The sequence below is a fragment of the Nocardioides humilatus genome (genome assembly GCF_008373755.1).
Taxonomy (GTDB): Bacteria; Actinomycetota; Actinomycetes; order Propionibacteriales; family Nocardioidaceae; genus Nocardioides; species Nocardioides humilatus.
In genome coordinates, this window is sequence record NZ_VUJV01000003.1 from 75315 (window position 1) to 89978 (window position 14664).

Below are 14664 nucleotides of genomic sequence, written 5' to 3' on the forward strand. Positions count from 1 at the left end.
GCTACGAACCTACCGACTCCAGGGCGTCCCAGACCGCCCCGCTGCGCTCGTGCGTGCCGAGCCCGCGCGTGACGTAAGCGGCGGCGTAGCGGCCCCCGAAGGACCACCAGGCGCTGCTTCCCCCTGCCCCGCCCATGCCGATGTCCTCGGCGTCGACCTGGAATCCCAGGGTCCAGGCGACCTCTCGGTCGAGCACCCGGTCGTGACCGGTCGCGGCCGCGCTGATGTAGGCGGCGTGCAGGTCGGGACCGAGCAGGGTCGCGACCGCGCCGTCCTCGGCGACGAGGTCGGCGTAGAAACGGGCGAGGCCGCGCGCCGAGGCGTGCAGCGCGACAGCGGGAAAGCTGGTCGTGCGGAAGCGCTCGGAGTTGAGGACGTCGACGTCGAGCAACCCCGTCGGGCGTCCCAGCGCCGGTCCCCATCGAGGGTCGTCGAGGTAGCCGGTCGGCCACGTCGGGTCGACGGCGACGACGTCGGCGACGCGGTCGAGGTCGGAGGCGCCCACCCGGAGGTGGAGGTCCCAGCCGTGCGCGACGGCGATCCGTGCGAACCGTGCTGCGAGGTCCTCCCCCGTCGCGCGTCGCACGATCTCGTCGCAGAGGTGGCCGTAGGTCAGCGCGTGCTCGGCGACCGCGGCGCCCGGCTCGTGATCGGGTGCGGTTGCGGCCAGCAGCGCGACGAGAGCGTCGCGGTCGTCGTACGGGAATCCGGCGGCGGCCTCGGGGAAGCAGGCGAGCCCGGCGCTGTGGGAGAGCACGTGGCGCACGGTGGTGGCCGCCTTGCCCGCGGCTGCGTAGTCCGGCCACACGTCCGCCACGCGCTGGTCGAGCCCGAGGGCACCCTCGGCGACCGCGCTCAGCACGGTCAGCGCGGCGAACGGCTTGGCCACCGAGTAGGTCATCACGAGCGTCGCGACATCCCAGGGGACGGCGCCGTCACGAGTGCCGACGTGGTGCTCGACGACCACCTCGCCGTTGCGCAGCACGCAGACCGCCGCGCCGGGCTCCGCGCCGCTGTCGGCGAGGTCGTCGAGGAGGTTCTCGAGCGGGTGCATGCGGCTCAGAGTAGGTCGAGCAACCAGGTGGGTCCGACCGTCGTCGCGCCGACGCCGGCGAGCCGCGCGTCGAGCGCCCGGTCGGCCGTGACCACGGTGACCCGGTCACCCCGCTCGCCCGCCGTCCGCGCCTCGGCCAGGATCGTGCTGTCGCCGTCCTTCGGTGCGTGGACCGTGCGCACGTGGGCGTCACGACCCGGACGCACGCCGGCCTTCGCGCCACCCTCGAGCACGAGGACGACCACGTCCTGCGGCACATCAGCGACGAGGAGCTGCTCGTGCAGCCGTCGGGCGGCGCCGGCACGGTCCTTCCACCAGCCGTCGGGGCGGGCACCGACGACGTTGGCGCCGTCGACGATCAGGACGGTGGACACGCAGGGACGCTACAGGGTGCTCTCGACGTTGGTGATGGAGTCTCCGCCGTCGATGTAGGCGCGGTCCCTGCCAGAGCCCCCGTTCACGGTGTCGTTGCCACCGACACCGTCGTTCGCGTACAGCTCGTCGGCGCCGCCGACGCCGTTGAGCACGTCAGACCCGGGGCCGCCGCCCAGACGGTTGGCGGTTCGCGTGCCGGAGATGGTGTCGTTGCCGGCACCGCCGTAGGCGCCCTCGACCCCCTCGATGAGATCCCCTTCGAACACCCACCCCTGGGAGGAGCTCGGCGCGGCGAGATTGATGTTGAGGTGGTAGGAGCTGGAGCGGGCGCCGTAGCTGATCTCGTCGCACGCGCCGGCGCCGCCGATGAGGACGTCGTCGAAGTCGACTCCCGCCGGCTGCTCGAAGAAGTCGCAGCCGTTGCCTCCATCGGCGCGGTCGCTGCCGAGCCCGTCGACGATGTGGTCGCTGCCGTCGCCGCCGATCAGGATGTTGCCACCGGCGGTGCCCTCGATGAAGTCGTGCTTCTTGCCTCCGCGCGCGTTCTCCACCTCGTGGATCACGTCGCCCTCGTCGTACTCACCGCTGAAAGGAACCCCGGTGAGGAAGATGTAGATCGAGACGGTGCGGTTCGCATAGCTCACCTCGTCGGTGCCGTTGCCGCCGTAGATCACGTCGGCGACCTGATCGGCGACGGACTCCACGAGGAGGTCGTCGCCCTCCTGGCCGTTGACGAAGTCGGATCCGAGACCGCCCGTGAGCGTGTCGTTGCCGTTGCCGCCGAACAGGAGGTCAGGACCGTCCGATCCCGTGAGCGTGTCGTTGCCGCTGCCACCGGAGACCACCTCGATGCCCGAGATCTTGTCGGCCTCGCCGGCCTCGCCGTCGTCGGCAAACGTCGTGCGGAGGTTGACCTTGACGGTCGCCGTCCGGTCGTAGTGGATGCTGTCGAGGTCGGGTCCGCCCTGGAAGACGTCGTGCTGGTCCTTGACGGAGTACGTCGTCAGGTGGTCGGCGCCGGCGCCGAGGTCGACCACGTCGGCCCCCGCCCCGTCGTTCACCTGGTCGTCCCCGGCGCCGCCGAGGATGTGGTCGTTCCCCGCCCCTGCGCAGATGTAGTCGTGGCCACCACCGCCGTCAATGGTGTCGGCCACCGCGGAACCGACGATCACGTCAGGACCGCTAGTGCCGTTGATCGTGCCCGACCCGACGATCGTTGCCGGGGCGCCGAGACAGGTCTCGCCGGCAGCGCCGGCCGGCGCCGCGGGCGCTACGAACCCGACTGCCGAAAGGACGCCGACCGCGAGGAGTTGGCGAGGACGGGTGACGCGACTCGTGAGCATGCTCGGACCGTAGGCGCGGGTTGCCGCCGCCTCCACGTACTCCTACACACTCGCGCGACCGAGCGGCCGCAGCGGCGCCGCTACTTCAGGAACTTGGAGAAGTCCTTGGGCAGGTCGAGGTTCTCGGCTGCGGCCTCGTAGTCGATGTCCGGTCCCGGCAGACCGAAGGGGTTGGCGGCCTGTGCGGCGGCCTTCTCCTTCGCCGCAGCGGCTTCCTGCGCAGCCTTGGCGGGATTGCCGGACTTGCGCTGGCCGCCCTTGGCCTTGGCCTTCTGGGCCTGCTTCGCCTTGGCGCGCTTGCCGCCACCGGGTCCGCCCATGCCCGGCATGCCGGGCATGCCCGGCACCCCAGCGAATCCGCCACCGCGGGCCATCTGCATCATCATCTTGCGCGCCTCGAAGAAGCGGTCGACGAGGCCGTTGACGTCAGCGACGGTGCGGCCCGCACCCTTCGCGATGCGGGCGCGGCGCGAGCCGTCGATGATCTTGGGGTTGTCGCGCTCGGCCGGCGTCATCGAGCGGATGATCGCCTCGACGCGGTCGATCTCGCGTTCGTCGAAGTTCTCGAGCTGCTCGCGGATCTGGCCGGCGCCCGGCAGCATCTTCAAGATCTTGGTCATCGAGCCGAGCTTCTTGATCTGCTGCATCTGCTCGAGGAAGTCGTCGAGGGTGAAGTCGCCACCGCTCAGCTTCTGCGCGGCTTTGAGGGCCTGCTCCTGGTCGAACGCCTTCTCGGCCTGCTCGATCAGGGTCATGACGTCGCCCATGTCGAGGATGCGCGAGGCCATCCGGTCGGGGTGGAAGACGTCGAAGTCGGTCATCTTCTCGCCCGAGGAGGCGAACATGACCGGTCGGCCGGTGACCTGACGGATGGACAGGGCCGCACCACCGCGGGCGTCGCCGTCGAGCTTGGTCAGCACGACGCCGTCGAAGCCGACCCCGTCGAGGAAGGCCTGCGCGGTCGTCAGGGCGTCCTGACCGATCATCGCGTCCACGACGAAGAGGACCTCGTCGGGCTGGACCGCGTCACGGATGGAGGCGGCCTGGCCCATCATCTCGGCGTCGACACCGAGACGGCCCGCCGTGTCGACGATGACCACGTCGAAGAGCCGCCGCTTGGCCTCCTCGATCGAGGCGCGCGCGACGCCGACCGGGTCGCCGCCATCCTCGTTCCCACCCGTGTTGCCAGCCTCCGGTGCGAACACCGGGACGCCGACCTTGTCACCGTTGACCTGAAGCTGCTGCACGGCGTTGGGCCGCTGCAGGTCGCACGCCACCAGCAGCGGGGACTTGCCCTGCTCCTTGAGCCACAGCGCGAGCTTGGCCGCGAGGGTCGTCTTACCGGCGCCCTGGAGACCAGCGAGCATGATGACCGTGGGACCGGTCTTCGCGTAGCGCAGCCGCCGGGTCTCGCCACCGAGGATCTCGACGAGCTCGTCGTTGACGATCTTGATGACCTGCTGGGCGGGGTTCAGCGCCTGGCTGACCTCCTCGCCGCGCGCGCGCTCCTTGACCGCCGCCACGAAGTCCTTGACCACCGGCAGAGCGACGTCGGCCTCGAGCAGGGCGATCCGGATCTCGCGCGCGGTCGCATCGATGTCGGCCTCGGAGAGCCGGCCCTTGCCGCGGAGGTTCTTGAACGTGTCGGCAAGGCGGTCGGACAGGGTGGCGAACAAGAGTGGTTCCTCTGGGCAGTGGTGCAGTCAGGGCGGTCTTCGACTGGCAACTGTAACGGCGAAGCGGGAGACAGTCGGCCTCAGGCATACAGTGACGAGGTGATCTATGTCGTGTTCGGTGTGGCAGGGGTGGTGCTCCTGCTGCTGGCCATCTGGTCGGGTAACCGGATGCTGCGCAACCCGACCGGTAACGGCGCCGGGATCGCCGACGGCATGGGTGTCTTCGTCGATGCCTTCGACCCGGGCCGGGCACGCGCCGACCAGGACCTGAAGTCCAAGGATCACGAGGTCACCGTGGTGCCGTCCGCTGACGGTGACGACCAGGCGGTCCGGATCGACCAGGCCGCGATGCGGGCGACGATCAGGCGCCCGAAGCCTCCTCAGGACTGAGCGCTTCCCGGATCGCCGCCACGGCGACCGTCGCGCGGACCTCGCTCAGCACCTCGCCGCTGCCCTCCTGGACGTAGAAGACGTCGACCGCCTGCGGACCCAGCGTCGAGATGTGGGCCGACCGCACCGACACCTTGAGCTCGGCGAGCACCGCGCTCACCAGGTAGACGATGCCGAGGCGGTCGGAGGCCCGCACCTCGATCACGGTCGCCTGGTCGCTGGCCTCAGGGCGCGAGACGACGGTGGGCGCGAGGTCGCCGGTCGCACCGTTGCGACCCGGCGCGAGGCGCGCGGCCGGATCGACCCGGCGTGAGGCGATCCCGTCGAACGCGTTGCGGAGGCGGCCCGCGTCGACGTGGTCGTCGGCCAGGTCCCAGACCGAGACGCCGTAGTCGCCCTGCGACCAGATGCGCGCAGCGCGCACCTCGATCCGCTGCAACGCGAACATCGCCGCGCAGTCGGCCAGCAGACCCACCCGGTCGCGCGACACCGTGGTCACCCGCGAGCCGTCGTCGGTCAGCTCGACCTCGATCGACATGGCGCCCTTGCGCACCGCCTTCGGGATGGCGATCTCGTCGACCGCGACGGCAGCCGACACGCTGCCTCGCTCGAGCGCGACCCGAGCGCGGCGGGACAGGTCGCGGATCAACCCCGCACGCCAGGTCGTCCACGCCTTGCCCGAGGTCGCCTTGGCGTCGGCCTCGGTGAGCGCTGTCAGGAGCGCGAGGGCCTCAGCGCTGCGGATGTGCTCGGTGAGGACCTCGATCGTGGCGGGGTCCTCGGGGTCGCGCGTGGTCGCCGTGTTGGCGAGGAGCAGGTGCCAGCGCACGAGCTGGGCGATGAGGTCCACGGCGTCGGCATCGAACCCCATCCGGGTCGCGATCGCCCGGGCCAGCGGCTCCCCCGCCGCACTGTGCTCGACGGTGCCGCCCTTGCCGATGTCGTGAAGCAGCGCGGCGACCAGGAGCACGTCGGGCCGCGCCACCTCGCGGATCAGGCTCGCGGCCTCGATGCAGGTCTCGACGACGTGCCGGTCGACGGTGAAGCGGTGGATCACCGAGGCGTGCGGCAGCAGCCGGATCCGCTCCCACTCGGGCAGGATCCGCGCCAGGGCGCCGGTCTCCTCGAGGGTCTCCCACACCGCCAGCAGGCCGGGGCCCGCGGCGAGCAGCCGTACGAGCTGTTGTCGGGCCTCGTCGGGCCAGGGATCGGGCAGCGGTGGGCATTCCCGCACCAGCCGGGCCGCGGTCGGCGGAGCGAGTACGGCGTTGCGCCGCGCGGCCTCAGCGGCAGCCCGCAGCAACAGGCCGGGGTCGCGCGCCGGGTCGGCCCCACGCTCGAGGACGACCTCGCCCTTCGACAGCGCCACTCCCGGAGCCACGCGTTCGAGCTCGGGGCGACGCGGCTTGCCCGCCGGCGTACGTCGGACGGCGTCGTCGGCCCGTCGCCACACGAGGCGCGAAAGGTGGGTCAGCCGACGGCCGAGCTCGCGGATCTGGCGCTGGGCGGCCCGGTCGTCGGGCAGCCCCATCGCCTCGGCGAGCGGCGCCCAGTGCTCGGGGGCGATCCGGTCGGTCCCGCGGCCGGCGGCGGCGTGCAGCAGGTCGCGGATGTCGAGCAGCTGGAGCCGGGACCGCTCGAGGTCGGCGGCCGGGATGTCGACGAGCCAGGTCGCTGTGAGGCTCTTGATGACGGTCGCGTCGCGCAGACCGCCCTCGGCCTCCTTCAGGTCCGGCACCGACAGGTGCGCGAGCTCCCCGACGATCTTGTGCCGGCTCAGGACGATCTCGTGCAGCTCGGGCAGGCGCAGCCGGGCGTCTCGGCGCCACTGTGCGAGCACCTCGGTCCGCAGTCGGATGGTCAGGCTCGGGTCGCCCGCGACGTGGCGGACGTCGAGCAGCCCCGACGCCACCCGCACGTCGGCGGCCGCCGCCTCGAGCATCTCCCCCAGGGAACGCACCGAGTGGTCGAGCTTCGCCCCGGAGTCCCAGATCGGGTACCAGACCTGCTGGCCCAGCTCCCCGATGTCGACGCCCTCGTCAGCGACGAGCACCACGTCGAGGTCGGAGTACGGCGCCAGCTCGCCCCTGCCGTAGCCACCGACCGCCACGAGGGCGACCCCCGAGTCAGGACCGCCCGCGGCGTCGTACGCACTCATGCAGAGGGCGTCGGCCGCATCCGTACGCTCGGCTCTCTCAGCTGCTGTCATCCCGCGAAGTGTCGCTGTTGCACGTGCGAAGTGTCGGGCTTGGTCTCACCAGGTGTCACACCTCGAGCGTGCAAGGGTGACACTTCGGAGGCTCAAGCCCGACACTTCGTCAGCTACAGGGCAGCCGAGTCCTTGTCGCCGGTGCGGACCCGGATGACCGTCTCGATCGGGCTCACCCACACCTTGCCGTCACCGATCCGACCGGTCTGGGCGGTCTTGGTGATGATGCCGACGATGTCCTCGGTGTCGCCGTCGTCGACGACGATCTCGATGCGGATCTTGGGCACCAGCGCGATGTCGTATTCAGCACCGCGGTAGACCTCGGTGTGACCCTTCTGGCGGCCGTAGCCGCTGACCTCGCTCACGGTCATGCCGGTGACGCCGAAGGTCTCGAGAGCCTCCCGGACGTCTTCCCACTTGTGAGGCTTGATGACTGCGGTGACGAGCTTCATGCCAGGACTCCCGATCCGGTCGCGATGTCGTATGCGGTCTCACCGTGCTGGTCGGCGTCAATGCCGTCGACCTCGGCCTCTTCAGGGATACGCCAGCCTAGCGTGTACTTGATGGCGAGACCGATGACCGTGGTCAACACACCCGTCCAGACGAGGGTGAAGAGCACCGCCATGAACTGATGCCCGAGCAGGGTCAGGTCGCCGCCGTAGAAGAGGCCGCCACCCCCCTCGGGGAAGAACCCGTCGAGGCCCTGCGGCGAGTCGAGGGTGCCGACGAGGCCGATCATCAGGGCGCCGGTGATACCGCCGACGAGGTGGACGCCGACGACGTCGAGCGAGTCGTCGAGCTTGAGCTTGAACTTGAGGCTGACCGCCAGCGCGCAGAGGGCGCCGGCCACGACGCCGACAGCGAGGGCACCGTAGACGTCGACGGAACCACAGGCGGGGGTGATCGCGACCAGACCGGCGACGATGCCCGACGCGGCGCCGAGGGCGCTGGCCTTGCCGTGCACGATCCGCTCCACGAGCAGCCAGGCGAGGCAGGCCGCCATGGTGGCCAGGGTCGTGGTGAGGAAGGTGGTGCTCATCTCGGAGATGTACTGGGTGGCGTACCACTCACCGTTGGGGTCGCACGTGGTCGCCCAGGCGCAGTCGACGATCGAGCCGACGTTGAAGCCGTACCAACCGAACCAGAGGAGGCCGGCGCCGAGCATGGTCATCGTCAGGTTGTGCGGCTTCATGGGCTCCTTCATGAAGCCCTTGCGCTTGCCGACGATGACGGCGAGCACGAGGCCCGCGATACCGGCGTTGATGTGGACGACCGTGCCGCCTGCGTAGTCGAGGGCCGGGAACTTGGTGGCCCACCAGCCGCCACCCCACACGTTGTGGGCGACGACGACGTAGCAGAGCGTGATCCAGACGACGGTGAAGACGATCCAGGACGAGAGCTTCACGCGGTCGGCGATCGCACCGCTGATCAGGGCGACCGTGATGGCCGCGAACGTCATCTGGAAGGCGACGAAGATGTAACTGGCGGGCGAGACCCCGTCCAGACCGAACATGTCGAACGGGCTGTTGATGAAGTTGCCGTCGAGGTTGGGGACCCCGTCACCGCCCCAGCCCATCGACCAGCCCCAGAGGACGAAGACGATGCCCGCGACGCAGAAGCCGACGAACGACATCATCATCATGTTGAGCACGGACTTCGAGCGGGTCATGCCGCCGTAGAAGAGTGCCAGTGCGGGCACGGTCATCATTAAGACCAGTGCTGTCGCCACCAGCATGAAGGCGAGATAGCCGTCCAGGTACACGTAATCCTCCAGCGTCCGGGCGGCCGATCCCCTCGGCTGCCGTCCGGAGAACCTTCGTCGGACGAGGTTTCCGGGTGCAGTGAGCGACGTGTCGGGCGTGTAACGAGTTCTGGAGTGGCGTTACAGAAATGTTTCGGGGATCGCGCTCCCCGGCGAGGTCAACTCAGCAGGGCGTCGACGAAGGCGCCGGCGTCGAACGGCGCCAGGTCGTCGGGACCCTCGCCGAGACCGACCAACTTGACCGGCACGCCCAGCTGGCGCTGGACAGCGACGACGATGCCGCCCTTGGCCGAGCCGTCGAGCTTGGTCAGCGCGATGCCGGTGACGTCGACGACCTCGGAGAACACCTTGGCCTGGATCAGGCCGTTCTGGCCGGTCGTCGCGTCGAGCACCAGGAGAACCTCGGTGACCGGCGCCAGCTTCTCGATGACGCGCTTGACCTTGCCGAGCTCGTCCATCAGGCCGGCCTTGTTCTGCAGGCGGCCGGCGGTGTCGACGACGACGGTGTCGACACCGCGGTCGACGCCCTCCTTGACGGCGTCGAACGCGACGCTGGCCGGGTCGCCGCCCTCGGGGCCGCGGATGACCTCGACGCCGACGCGCTCACCCCAGGTGCCGAGCTGGTCGGCGGCGGCGGCGCGGAAGGTGTCGGCCGCGGCGAGCACGACGGAGCGGTCCTCGGCGACGAGGATCCGGGCGAGCTTGCCGACAGTCGTGGTCTTGCCGGTGCCGTTGACACCCACGACGAGGACGATGCCGGGCTGGCCGTCGGCGCCGCTGACATGGAGCGCGCGGTCCATCGTGGGGTCGATCAGGTTGACGAGCTCCTCGCGGAGCACCGTGCGGGCGTCGGCGCTGCCCTCGACCCGCAGCCGCGTGCGGAGCTGCTCGACGAGCTCCTGGGTGGGCGCGACGCCGATGTCGGCGCCGAGGAGGAGGTCCTCGATGGCCTCCCAGGTGTCCTCGTCGAGATGGTCGCGGCTGAGCAGGCCCAACAGCCCCTTGCCGAGCGCGCCGGAGCCGGCCAGCCGCTGACGGAGGCGGATGAGCCGCGAGGCGGGCTTCTCCGGCCGCTCCAGCGTCGGTACGACGACAGCCGGCTCGGGCGTCGCATCGACATCGGCGTCCGGGGGCGCCAGCACGTCGCCCGGGACGGTGCGCGGCGGCGCGACCGTGGTCGCGCTACGTCCCAGACGGCCGAGGCCGAGGACGACGACGACCAGCAGGACGAGCGCGAAGGCGACTACTGCGGCAAGGACGACCCACTCCATGGCGCTCATCCTCGCAGCACGCGCATCAGCGCATCTTCAGGAGGTCGACCTCGTCCTCGCCGATGGTCGGGGCGGCCTCGACGGCCCTCCCCATGGCGTCGCCGAGCCACGGCACGGCGGGCATCGCCTCACCGCGGTGCGGGTAGGCGACATAGGCGGCGACGAGGCCGGAGACCAGGAGACTGAGCAGCAGGGCGATCAGCACGAACAGCACGTCGTACGGCTCCTCCGAGTAGGGGACGGCGCGAGACCCCCAACCTACCGGTCTAGCCCAGTTCTCCCTGCATCGCGTGGTCGCGCTCGGCCCACCAGGCGTAGTCGAGCAGGTCGCTGGGCCGCGTGAGCACGCTGCGCGCCCGGGCCTGGACGTATTGCGACCCCTCCCGCCGACGCTTGAAGTGGATCGTCTCGGGCACCACGCGGTGCACGTAGCCGGCCTGGAAGGTCTCGAGGTTCCAGTGCCAGTCCTCGTAGGCGTAGCCGTCGGCGACCGCCCGGCCGGAGAACGGGTGCTCGAGGTAGGCCCGCCGCGGCGCCAGGCACAGGGCGTCCCAGGGGTTGGCGATCCGCAGCAGGGCGGGGTCGAACGCCGGGTCGGTCTGGTCGGGCAGGAAGTAGAGGTTCTGCTGGCCACCGAAGAACCAGTTGAGCTCGGGGTGCGCGATCGCGTCGGCGTCGGCGGCGCAGACCCGGTGCGCATCGACGAGCCAGTTGTCGCTCCAGAGGTCGTCGCCGTCGAGGAAGGCGACGTGGTCGGCGCTCACCAGCTCGACCGCGCTGTTGCGGACCTTGCCCTGGTCGGCGTAGGAGACCTCGGCCACGGTGGCGCCGAGGCGCTCGGCCGCGGCGAAAGCGGCCCGCGTCGCCTCGGTCGGGTTGTCCAACACGACGAGCACCTCGACGTCGAGGCCGGCCGCCCGCGCGACGGTCGCCGCGTCGAGCAGGCTCTTGAAGGACAGGCCCGCCATGACGCCCTCGGCGTGGCCCGTGATGATCGCGGCGACGTCAGCCATGGTCCGCTCCCCGGGTGGCGAGGTCCGCGAGTGCGTCGGCACAGTCGGCCGCACTGATGAGGCGATCCCGCGCAGGGCCGCTCAGCAGGTAGCGCCCGGCCAGCTCGTCACGCTGCGCGTCGGTGTCGGTCACCACCCAGTCGAGCCGGTCGAAGCAGCCCTGGAAGTCGTCGATCGGCACCCCGGAGCCGTCGGGTGCCGTCAGGACCACCGCGAGCGACATCTCGTTGCGCAGCGTCGTGCCGTACGACGACAGCAAGCGCCACCCGAGGGCCGACTCCGCGACGACGAGCCGCCGGGGCTGGACCCCGCGGACCAGGTCGAGGAGTCCGAGCAAGCGTCGCTGCTCGGTCGCACCGGCCCACGGCTCGCGCAGGTCGACCGTCTCGACCTTGATCCCGAGGTCGGGATGCGCGGGGTGGTCGGTCGTCGCGACGAGCACCGTCGCGCCCGGCTCGGCCTCGTGGAGCGCGGAGGCGACCGCGGCGAGGCCGGCGCCCGCGCCCCCACCGCCAGGGACCACGACGACCGTGTCGGCGCGCACCAGGCCGAGTTGGCGTCGTACGCCCTCGGCACGAGCGGTCGGGAGCAGCATCGGGTGGGTGTGCGGGGGCCAGCTCACCCAGCGCTCGCGCGGCGGCTCGGTGATCATCGGCTCGATCGCTGCCGCCTTCGCGACGAGGTCGCGCATCCGCGGGGAGTCGAGCACGGCGAGCTTCGCCGCACCGGCGACGACGCCCTCCTCGATCCAGCTCGAGCGCTTGATGTCGTAGTCCTCAGCCCGGTGCAGCAGCCCGTTGACGAGCGGCGGGTCCTGCCGTTCGCGGGCGTCAGGGGCCGGCACCCCCGCGTAGTTGGGCCCGAAGTGGGTCGGCGAGCGACCGGGCGCGTAGGAGCCGGCGCGGACGTACTGGGCGAAGGCCCACTCCTGTCCGTTGGCGAGATCGGGGTGGCGAGCGACGTAGAACTCCTCGTCGAACAAGACGGTCGGCACGATCCGCTCGTCCCAGCCCACCGTGAGCCAGTGCAGGAACGGATCGACACCGGACGCGACGCCCAGCCCCCGGGCCGCCAAGCGCTCGCAGTAGACGTCGGGGTTGAAGAGCCCGCTGACCCGAGCACCGTCACGGATGCCCGTGCCCAGGAAGTGCGCGGTCGTCGCGTCGACGTCGCCGGCGAGCGCCGGGTCACCTACCTGAGCGGCGTAGAAGCGCGGGTGGGCCATCTGCCGCAGCCGACGGGCCAGGGCCGGCCGCTCGGCCCGGTGTCGGTGGTCGGCAGGCAGCAGGTCGCGCGGGATGCTGTCGGCGGTGGCCGTCCACGCGGCGGAGTCGCCGTCGTCGAGAAGATCGGATGCTGCCGCGCCGGATCCGAGATCCGGGCGTCGAAGTCGCCGGATCGACCTCATCGGCAGGGCCTCCTCAACGGTGGTCGACGGCGCCGCGATGCTAGCATCGCGGATCGGATCCGCTCAGGGCCCAGCCGGCTCTTTCTCCGGCGCTCCTCAAGCAGCTCACCCCAGTCTCAGCCTGAAGGCACACCCATCTTGGACTACAGCGACGCGCTCGACGAGACGCTCGCCCTCCTCCGGGTGATCGAGCGGGACTGGGCACCGGCGGTGCTCGCCAACGCCTTCGGCCCCGAGGCGATGGTCATGACCGACCTCATCGCGCGGCACGGCCTCGAGATCGAGATCGTGAGCGTCGACACCGGCCGGCTGCCCGAGGAGACCCACGCCCTCGCCCACAACGTCCACCGGCGCTACGGCCCGGTGGTGCAGATGCTCTCCCCCGACCCGGGCGAGGTGCTCTCCTGGACCTCGGAGCACGGGCAGAACGGCTTCTACGAGAGCGTCGACCTGCGTGAGGGGTGCTGCGCCGTCCGCAAGGTCGCCCCGCTGCAGCGCGCGCTGCAGGGCAAGCGGGCCTGGCTCGCCGGCCTGCGTCGCGAGCACAGCGAGACGCGGCGCGACCTCGAGGTGTCGACCTGGGACGACACCAACCGGATGCAGAAGTTCCACCCGATGCTCGACTGGACGACCGAGCAGGTGTGGGCCTACATCCACGACCACGCGGTCCCCTACAACGAGCTCTACGACCGTGGCTACACCAGCATCGGCTGCGCTCCGTGCACGCGGGCGATCTCCGCGGGCGAGGACCAGCGAGCCGGGCGCTGGTGGTGGGAGGTCGACTCCATCAAGGAGTGCGGCATCCACCTCAACCCCCTGACAGGCCGTTTCGAGCGGGCAGGGGCGGCCCCGTTGACAGACAACGACAGCACCGTGACGCACAATGGTCGCGCCTCGGGGCTGAGAGACAGTGAGATTGATGCCGTAATGGCAAACAGTGACGAAGGAGATGCAATGCGGGTACTGATCCTCGGTGGGGACGGGTTCTGCGGCTGGCCGACGGCACTTCACCTCTCGGCCCAGGGCTACGAGGTCGCCATCGTCGACAACCTGTCGCGCCGCAAGATCGACATCGAGCTCGAGTGTGAGTCGCTCACGCCGATCCGCCCGATGGGCGAGCGCCTGCGCGCGTGGAAGGAGGTGTCGGGCAACGACATCGCTTTCCACGACATCGACGTCGCGGTCAACTACCAGCGCCTTCTCGATCTCCTCGAGGACTGGCAGCCCGACGCTCTCGTGCACTTCGCCGAGCAGCGGGCAGCGCCGTACTCCATGAAGTCGAGCCGCCACAAGCGCTACACGGTCAGCAACAACCTCAACGCGACCAACAACGTGCTGGCGGCCGTCGTGGAGTCGGGGCTCGACATCCACGTCGTGCACCTCGGCACGATGGGCGTCTACGGCTACGGCACGGCCGGCATGAAGATCCCCGAGGGCTACCTCGAGGTCCAGGTCGACGCCGGCGAGAACGGCCTGGTGTCGCAGGAGATCCTCTACCCGGCCAACCCTGGCTCGATCTACCACATGACGAAGACCCAGGACCAGCTCCTCTTCGCCTACTACGCGAAGAACGACCACGTCCGGGCCACCGACCTCCACCAGGGCATCGTCTGGGGCACCCAGACCAAGGAGACGCGGCGCGACGAGCGGCTCATCAACCGGTTCGACTACGACGGTGACTACGGCACCGTGCTCAACCGGTTCCTGATGCAGGCAGCGATCGGCTACCCGCTGACCGTGCACGGCACGGGCGGCCAGACCCGCGCGTTCATCCACATCCAGGACACGGTCCAGTGCATCCAGCTGGCGATCGAGAACCCACCGGCCAAGGGCGACCGGGTGTCGGTCTTCAACCAGATGACCGAGACCCACCGGGTCCGCGACCTGGCGAAGATGATCTCCGACCGCACCGGTGTCGAGATCGCGCTGCTGCCCAACCCGCGCAACGAGGCCGACGAGAACGACCTCCACGTCGCCAACGACCGCTTCCTCCACCTCGGCCTCACCCCCATCACCCTCAGCGAGGGCCTGATGGAGGAGGTCTCCGAGATCACGAAGAAGTTCGCCGACCGCTGCGACAAGGAGAAGATCCCCTGCGTCTCGGTCTGGAGTGCAGAGGCGGCCGCCGCGAAGGCTGCCGCAGCCTCTCCGGTCAGCTGAGCG

General features: G+C 70.3%; 13 protein-coding genes. 2 read left to right on the forward strand and 11 right to left on the reverse strand.

Translation table 11 applies throughout. The features are described from left to right. Position 1 precedes the first annotated feature (1 nt). The 4 genes from F0U44_RS08310 to ffh all read right to left on the reverse strand — a co-directional run bounded on the left by F0U44_RS08310 (position 2) and on the right by ffh (position 4448). Positions 2-1054 carry a serine hydrolase domain-containing protein gene (locus F0U44_RS08310; RefSeq protein ID WP_149727845.1) on the reverse strand — a complete coding sequence of 351 codons (1053 nt, stop codon included), beginning with the start codon at positions 1052-1054 and terminating at the stop codon, positions 2-4. Between the two features lie 5 nt (positions 1055-1059). Continuing rightward, entirely contained in the window at positions 1060-1428 is a 369-nt protein-coding gene (locus tag F0U44_RS08315) for an NYN domain-containing protein (RefSeq protein WP_149727846.1), read from the reverse strand. A gap of 9 nt (positions 1429-1437) precedes the next feature. Then, positions 1438-2772 (reverse strand): calcium-binding protein, encoded by a 1335-nt coding sequence (locus F0U44_RS08320; RefSeq protein ID WP_149727847.1) that lies wholly within the window; start codon positions 2770-2772, stop codon positions 1438-1440. Positions 2773-2852: 80 nt separating this feature from the next. Then, the gene (gene ffh / locus F0U44_RS08325; protein WP_149727848.1) at positions 2853-4448 is read right to left on the reverse strand and encodes a signal recognition particle protein; all 1596 of its coding nucleotides are present in this window, start codon (positions 4446-4448) and stop codon (positions 2853-2855) included. 99 nt (positions 4449-4547) lie between these two features. Here ffh and F0U44_RS08330 point away from each other — a divergent pair, with 99 nt between their 5' ends. Next, positions 4548-4838 (forward strand): hypothetical protein, encoded by a 291-nt coding sequence (locus F0U44_RS08330; protein ID WP_149727849.1) that lies wholly within the window; start codon positions 4548-4550, stop codon positions 4836-4838. On the opposite strand, the gene F0U44_RS08335 is transcribed toward F0U44_RS08330, so the two are convergent. The 7 genes from F0U44_RS08335 to F0U44_RS08365 all read right to left on the reverse strand — a co-directional run bounded on the left by F0U44_RS08335 (position 4810) and on the right by F0U44_RS08365 (position 12501). Next, positions 4810-7047 (reverse strand): [protein-PII] uridylyltransferase, encoded by a 2238-nt coding sequence (locus tag F0U44_RS08335; protein WP_149727850.1) that lies wholly within the window; start codon positions 7045-7047, stop codon positions 4810-4812. The two genes, F0U44_RS08330 and F0U44_RS08335, sit on opposite strands and share 29 nt — an antisense overlap. A gap of 113 nt (positions 7048-7160) precedes the next feature. Further along, on the reverse strand, positions 7161-7499 hold the full coding sequence (locus F0U44_RS08340; RefSeq protein WP_118923683.1) for a P-II family nitrogen regulator: 339 nt from the start codon (positions 7497-7499) through the stop codon (positions 7161-7163). Beyond that, complete coding sequence (locus F0U44_RS08345) at positions 7496-8809, reverse strand: ammonium transporter (RefSeq protein WP_246160390.1); 1314 nt, start codon at positions 8807-8809, stop codon at positions 7496-7498. The genes F0U44_RS08340 and F0U44_RS08345 overlap by 4 nt, the downstream gene beginning before the upstream one ends. Positions 8810-8967: 158 nt before the next feature. Continuing rightward, positions 8968-10080, reverse strand: a complete 1113-nt coding sequence (gene ftsY, locus F0U44_RS08350) for a signal recognition particle-docking protein FtsY (protein ID WP_149727851.1) — start codon at positions 10078-10080, stop codon at positions 8968-8970. Positions 10081-10105: 25 nt separating this feature from the next. Beyond that, complete coding sequence (locus tag F0U44_RS08355; RefSeq protein ID WP_149727852.1) at positions 10106-10294, reverse strand: hypothetical protein; 189 nt, start codon at positions 10292-10294, stop codon at positions 10106-10108. A gap of 52 nt (positions 10295-10346) precedes the next feature. After that, a complete protein-coding gene (locus F0U44_RS08360; RefSeq protein ID WP_149727853.1) occupies positions 10347-11093 on the reverse strand; it encodes a glycosyltransferase family A protein in 747 nt (248 codons plus the stop codon). Beyond that, on the reverse strand, positions 11086-12501 hold the full coding sequence (locus F0U44_RS08365; protein ID WP_149727854.1) for a hypothetical protein: 1416 nt from the start codon (positions 12499-12501) through the stop codon (positions 11086-11088). Before F0U44_RS08365 ends, F0U44_RS08360 begins: the two co-directional genes overlap by 8 nt. A 138-nt stretch (positions 12502-12639) precedes the next feature. On the opposite strand from F0U44_RS08365, the gene F0U44_RS08370 reads away from it, so the two are divergent. Beyond that, entirely contained in the window at positions 12640-14661 is a 2022-nt protein-coding gene (locus F0U44_RS08370) for a phosphoadenylyl-sulfate reductase (RefSeq protein ID WP_149727855.1), read from the forward strand. The last annotated feature ends 3 nt before the right edge of the window (positions 14662-14664 follow it).

Excerpts from the sequence above, each read along its gene's own strand:
- F0U44_RS08310 (WP_149727845.1), bottom strand. The coding sequence starts at position 1,054 with ATGCACCCGCTCGAGAACCTCCTCGACGACCTCGCCGACAGCGGCGCG.
- F0U44_RS08340 (WP_118923683.1), bottom strand. The coding sequence starts at position 7,499 with ATGAAGCTCGTCACCGCAGTCATCAAGCCTCACAAGTGGGAAGACGTC.
- F0U44_RS08360 (WP_149727853.1), bottom strand. The coding sequence starts at position 11,093 with ATGGCTGACGTCGCCGCGATCATCACGGGCCACGCCGAGGGCGTCATG.
- F0U44_RS08365 (WP_149727854.1), bottom strand. The coding sequence starts at position 12,501 with ATGAGGTCGATCCGGCGACTTCGACGCCCGGATCTCGGATCCGGCGCG.
- F0U44_RS08320 (WP_149727847.1), bottom strand. The coding sequence starts at position 2,772 with ATGCTCACGAGTCGCGTCACCCGTCCTCGCCAACTCCTCGCGGTCGGC.
- ftsY (WP_149727851.1), bottom strand. The coding sequence starts at position 10,080 with ATGGAGTGGGTCGTCCTTGCCGCAGTAGTCGCCTTCGCGCTCGTCCTG.
- F0U44_RS08335 (WP_149727850.1), bottom strand. The coding sequence starts at position 7,047 with ATGACAGCAGCTGAGAGAGCCGAGCGTACGGATGCGGCCGACGCCCTC.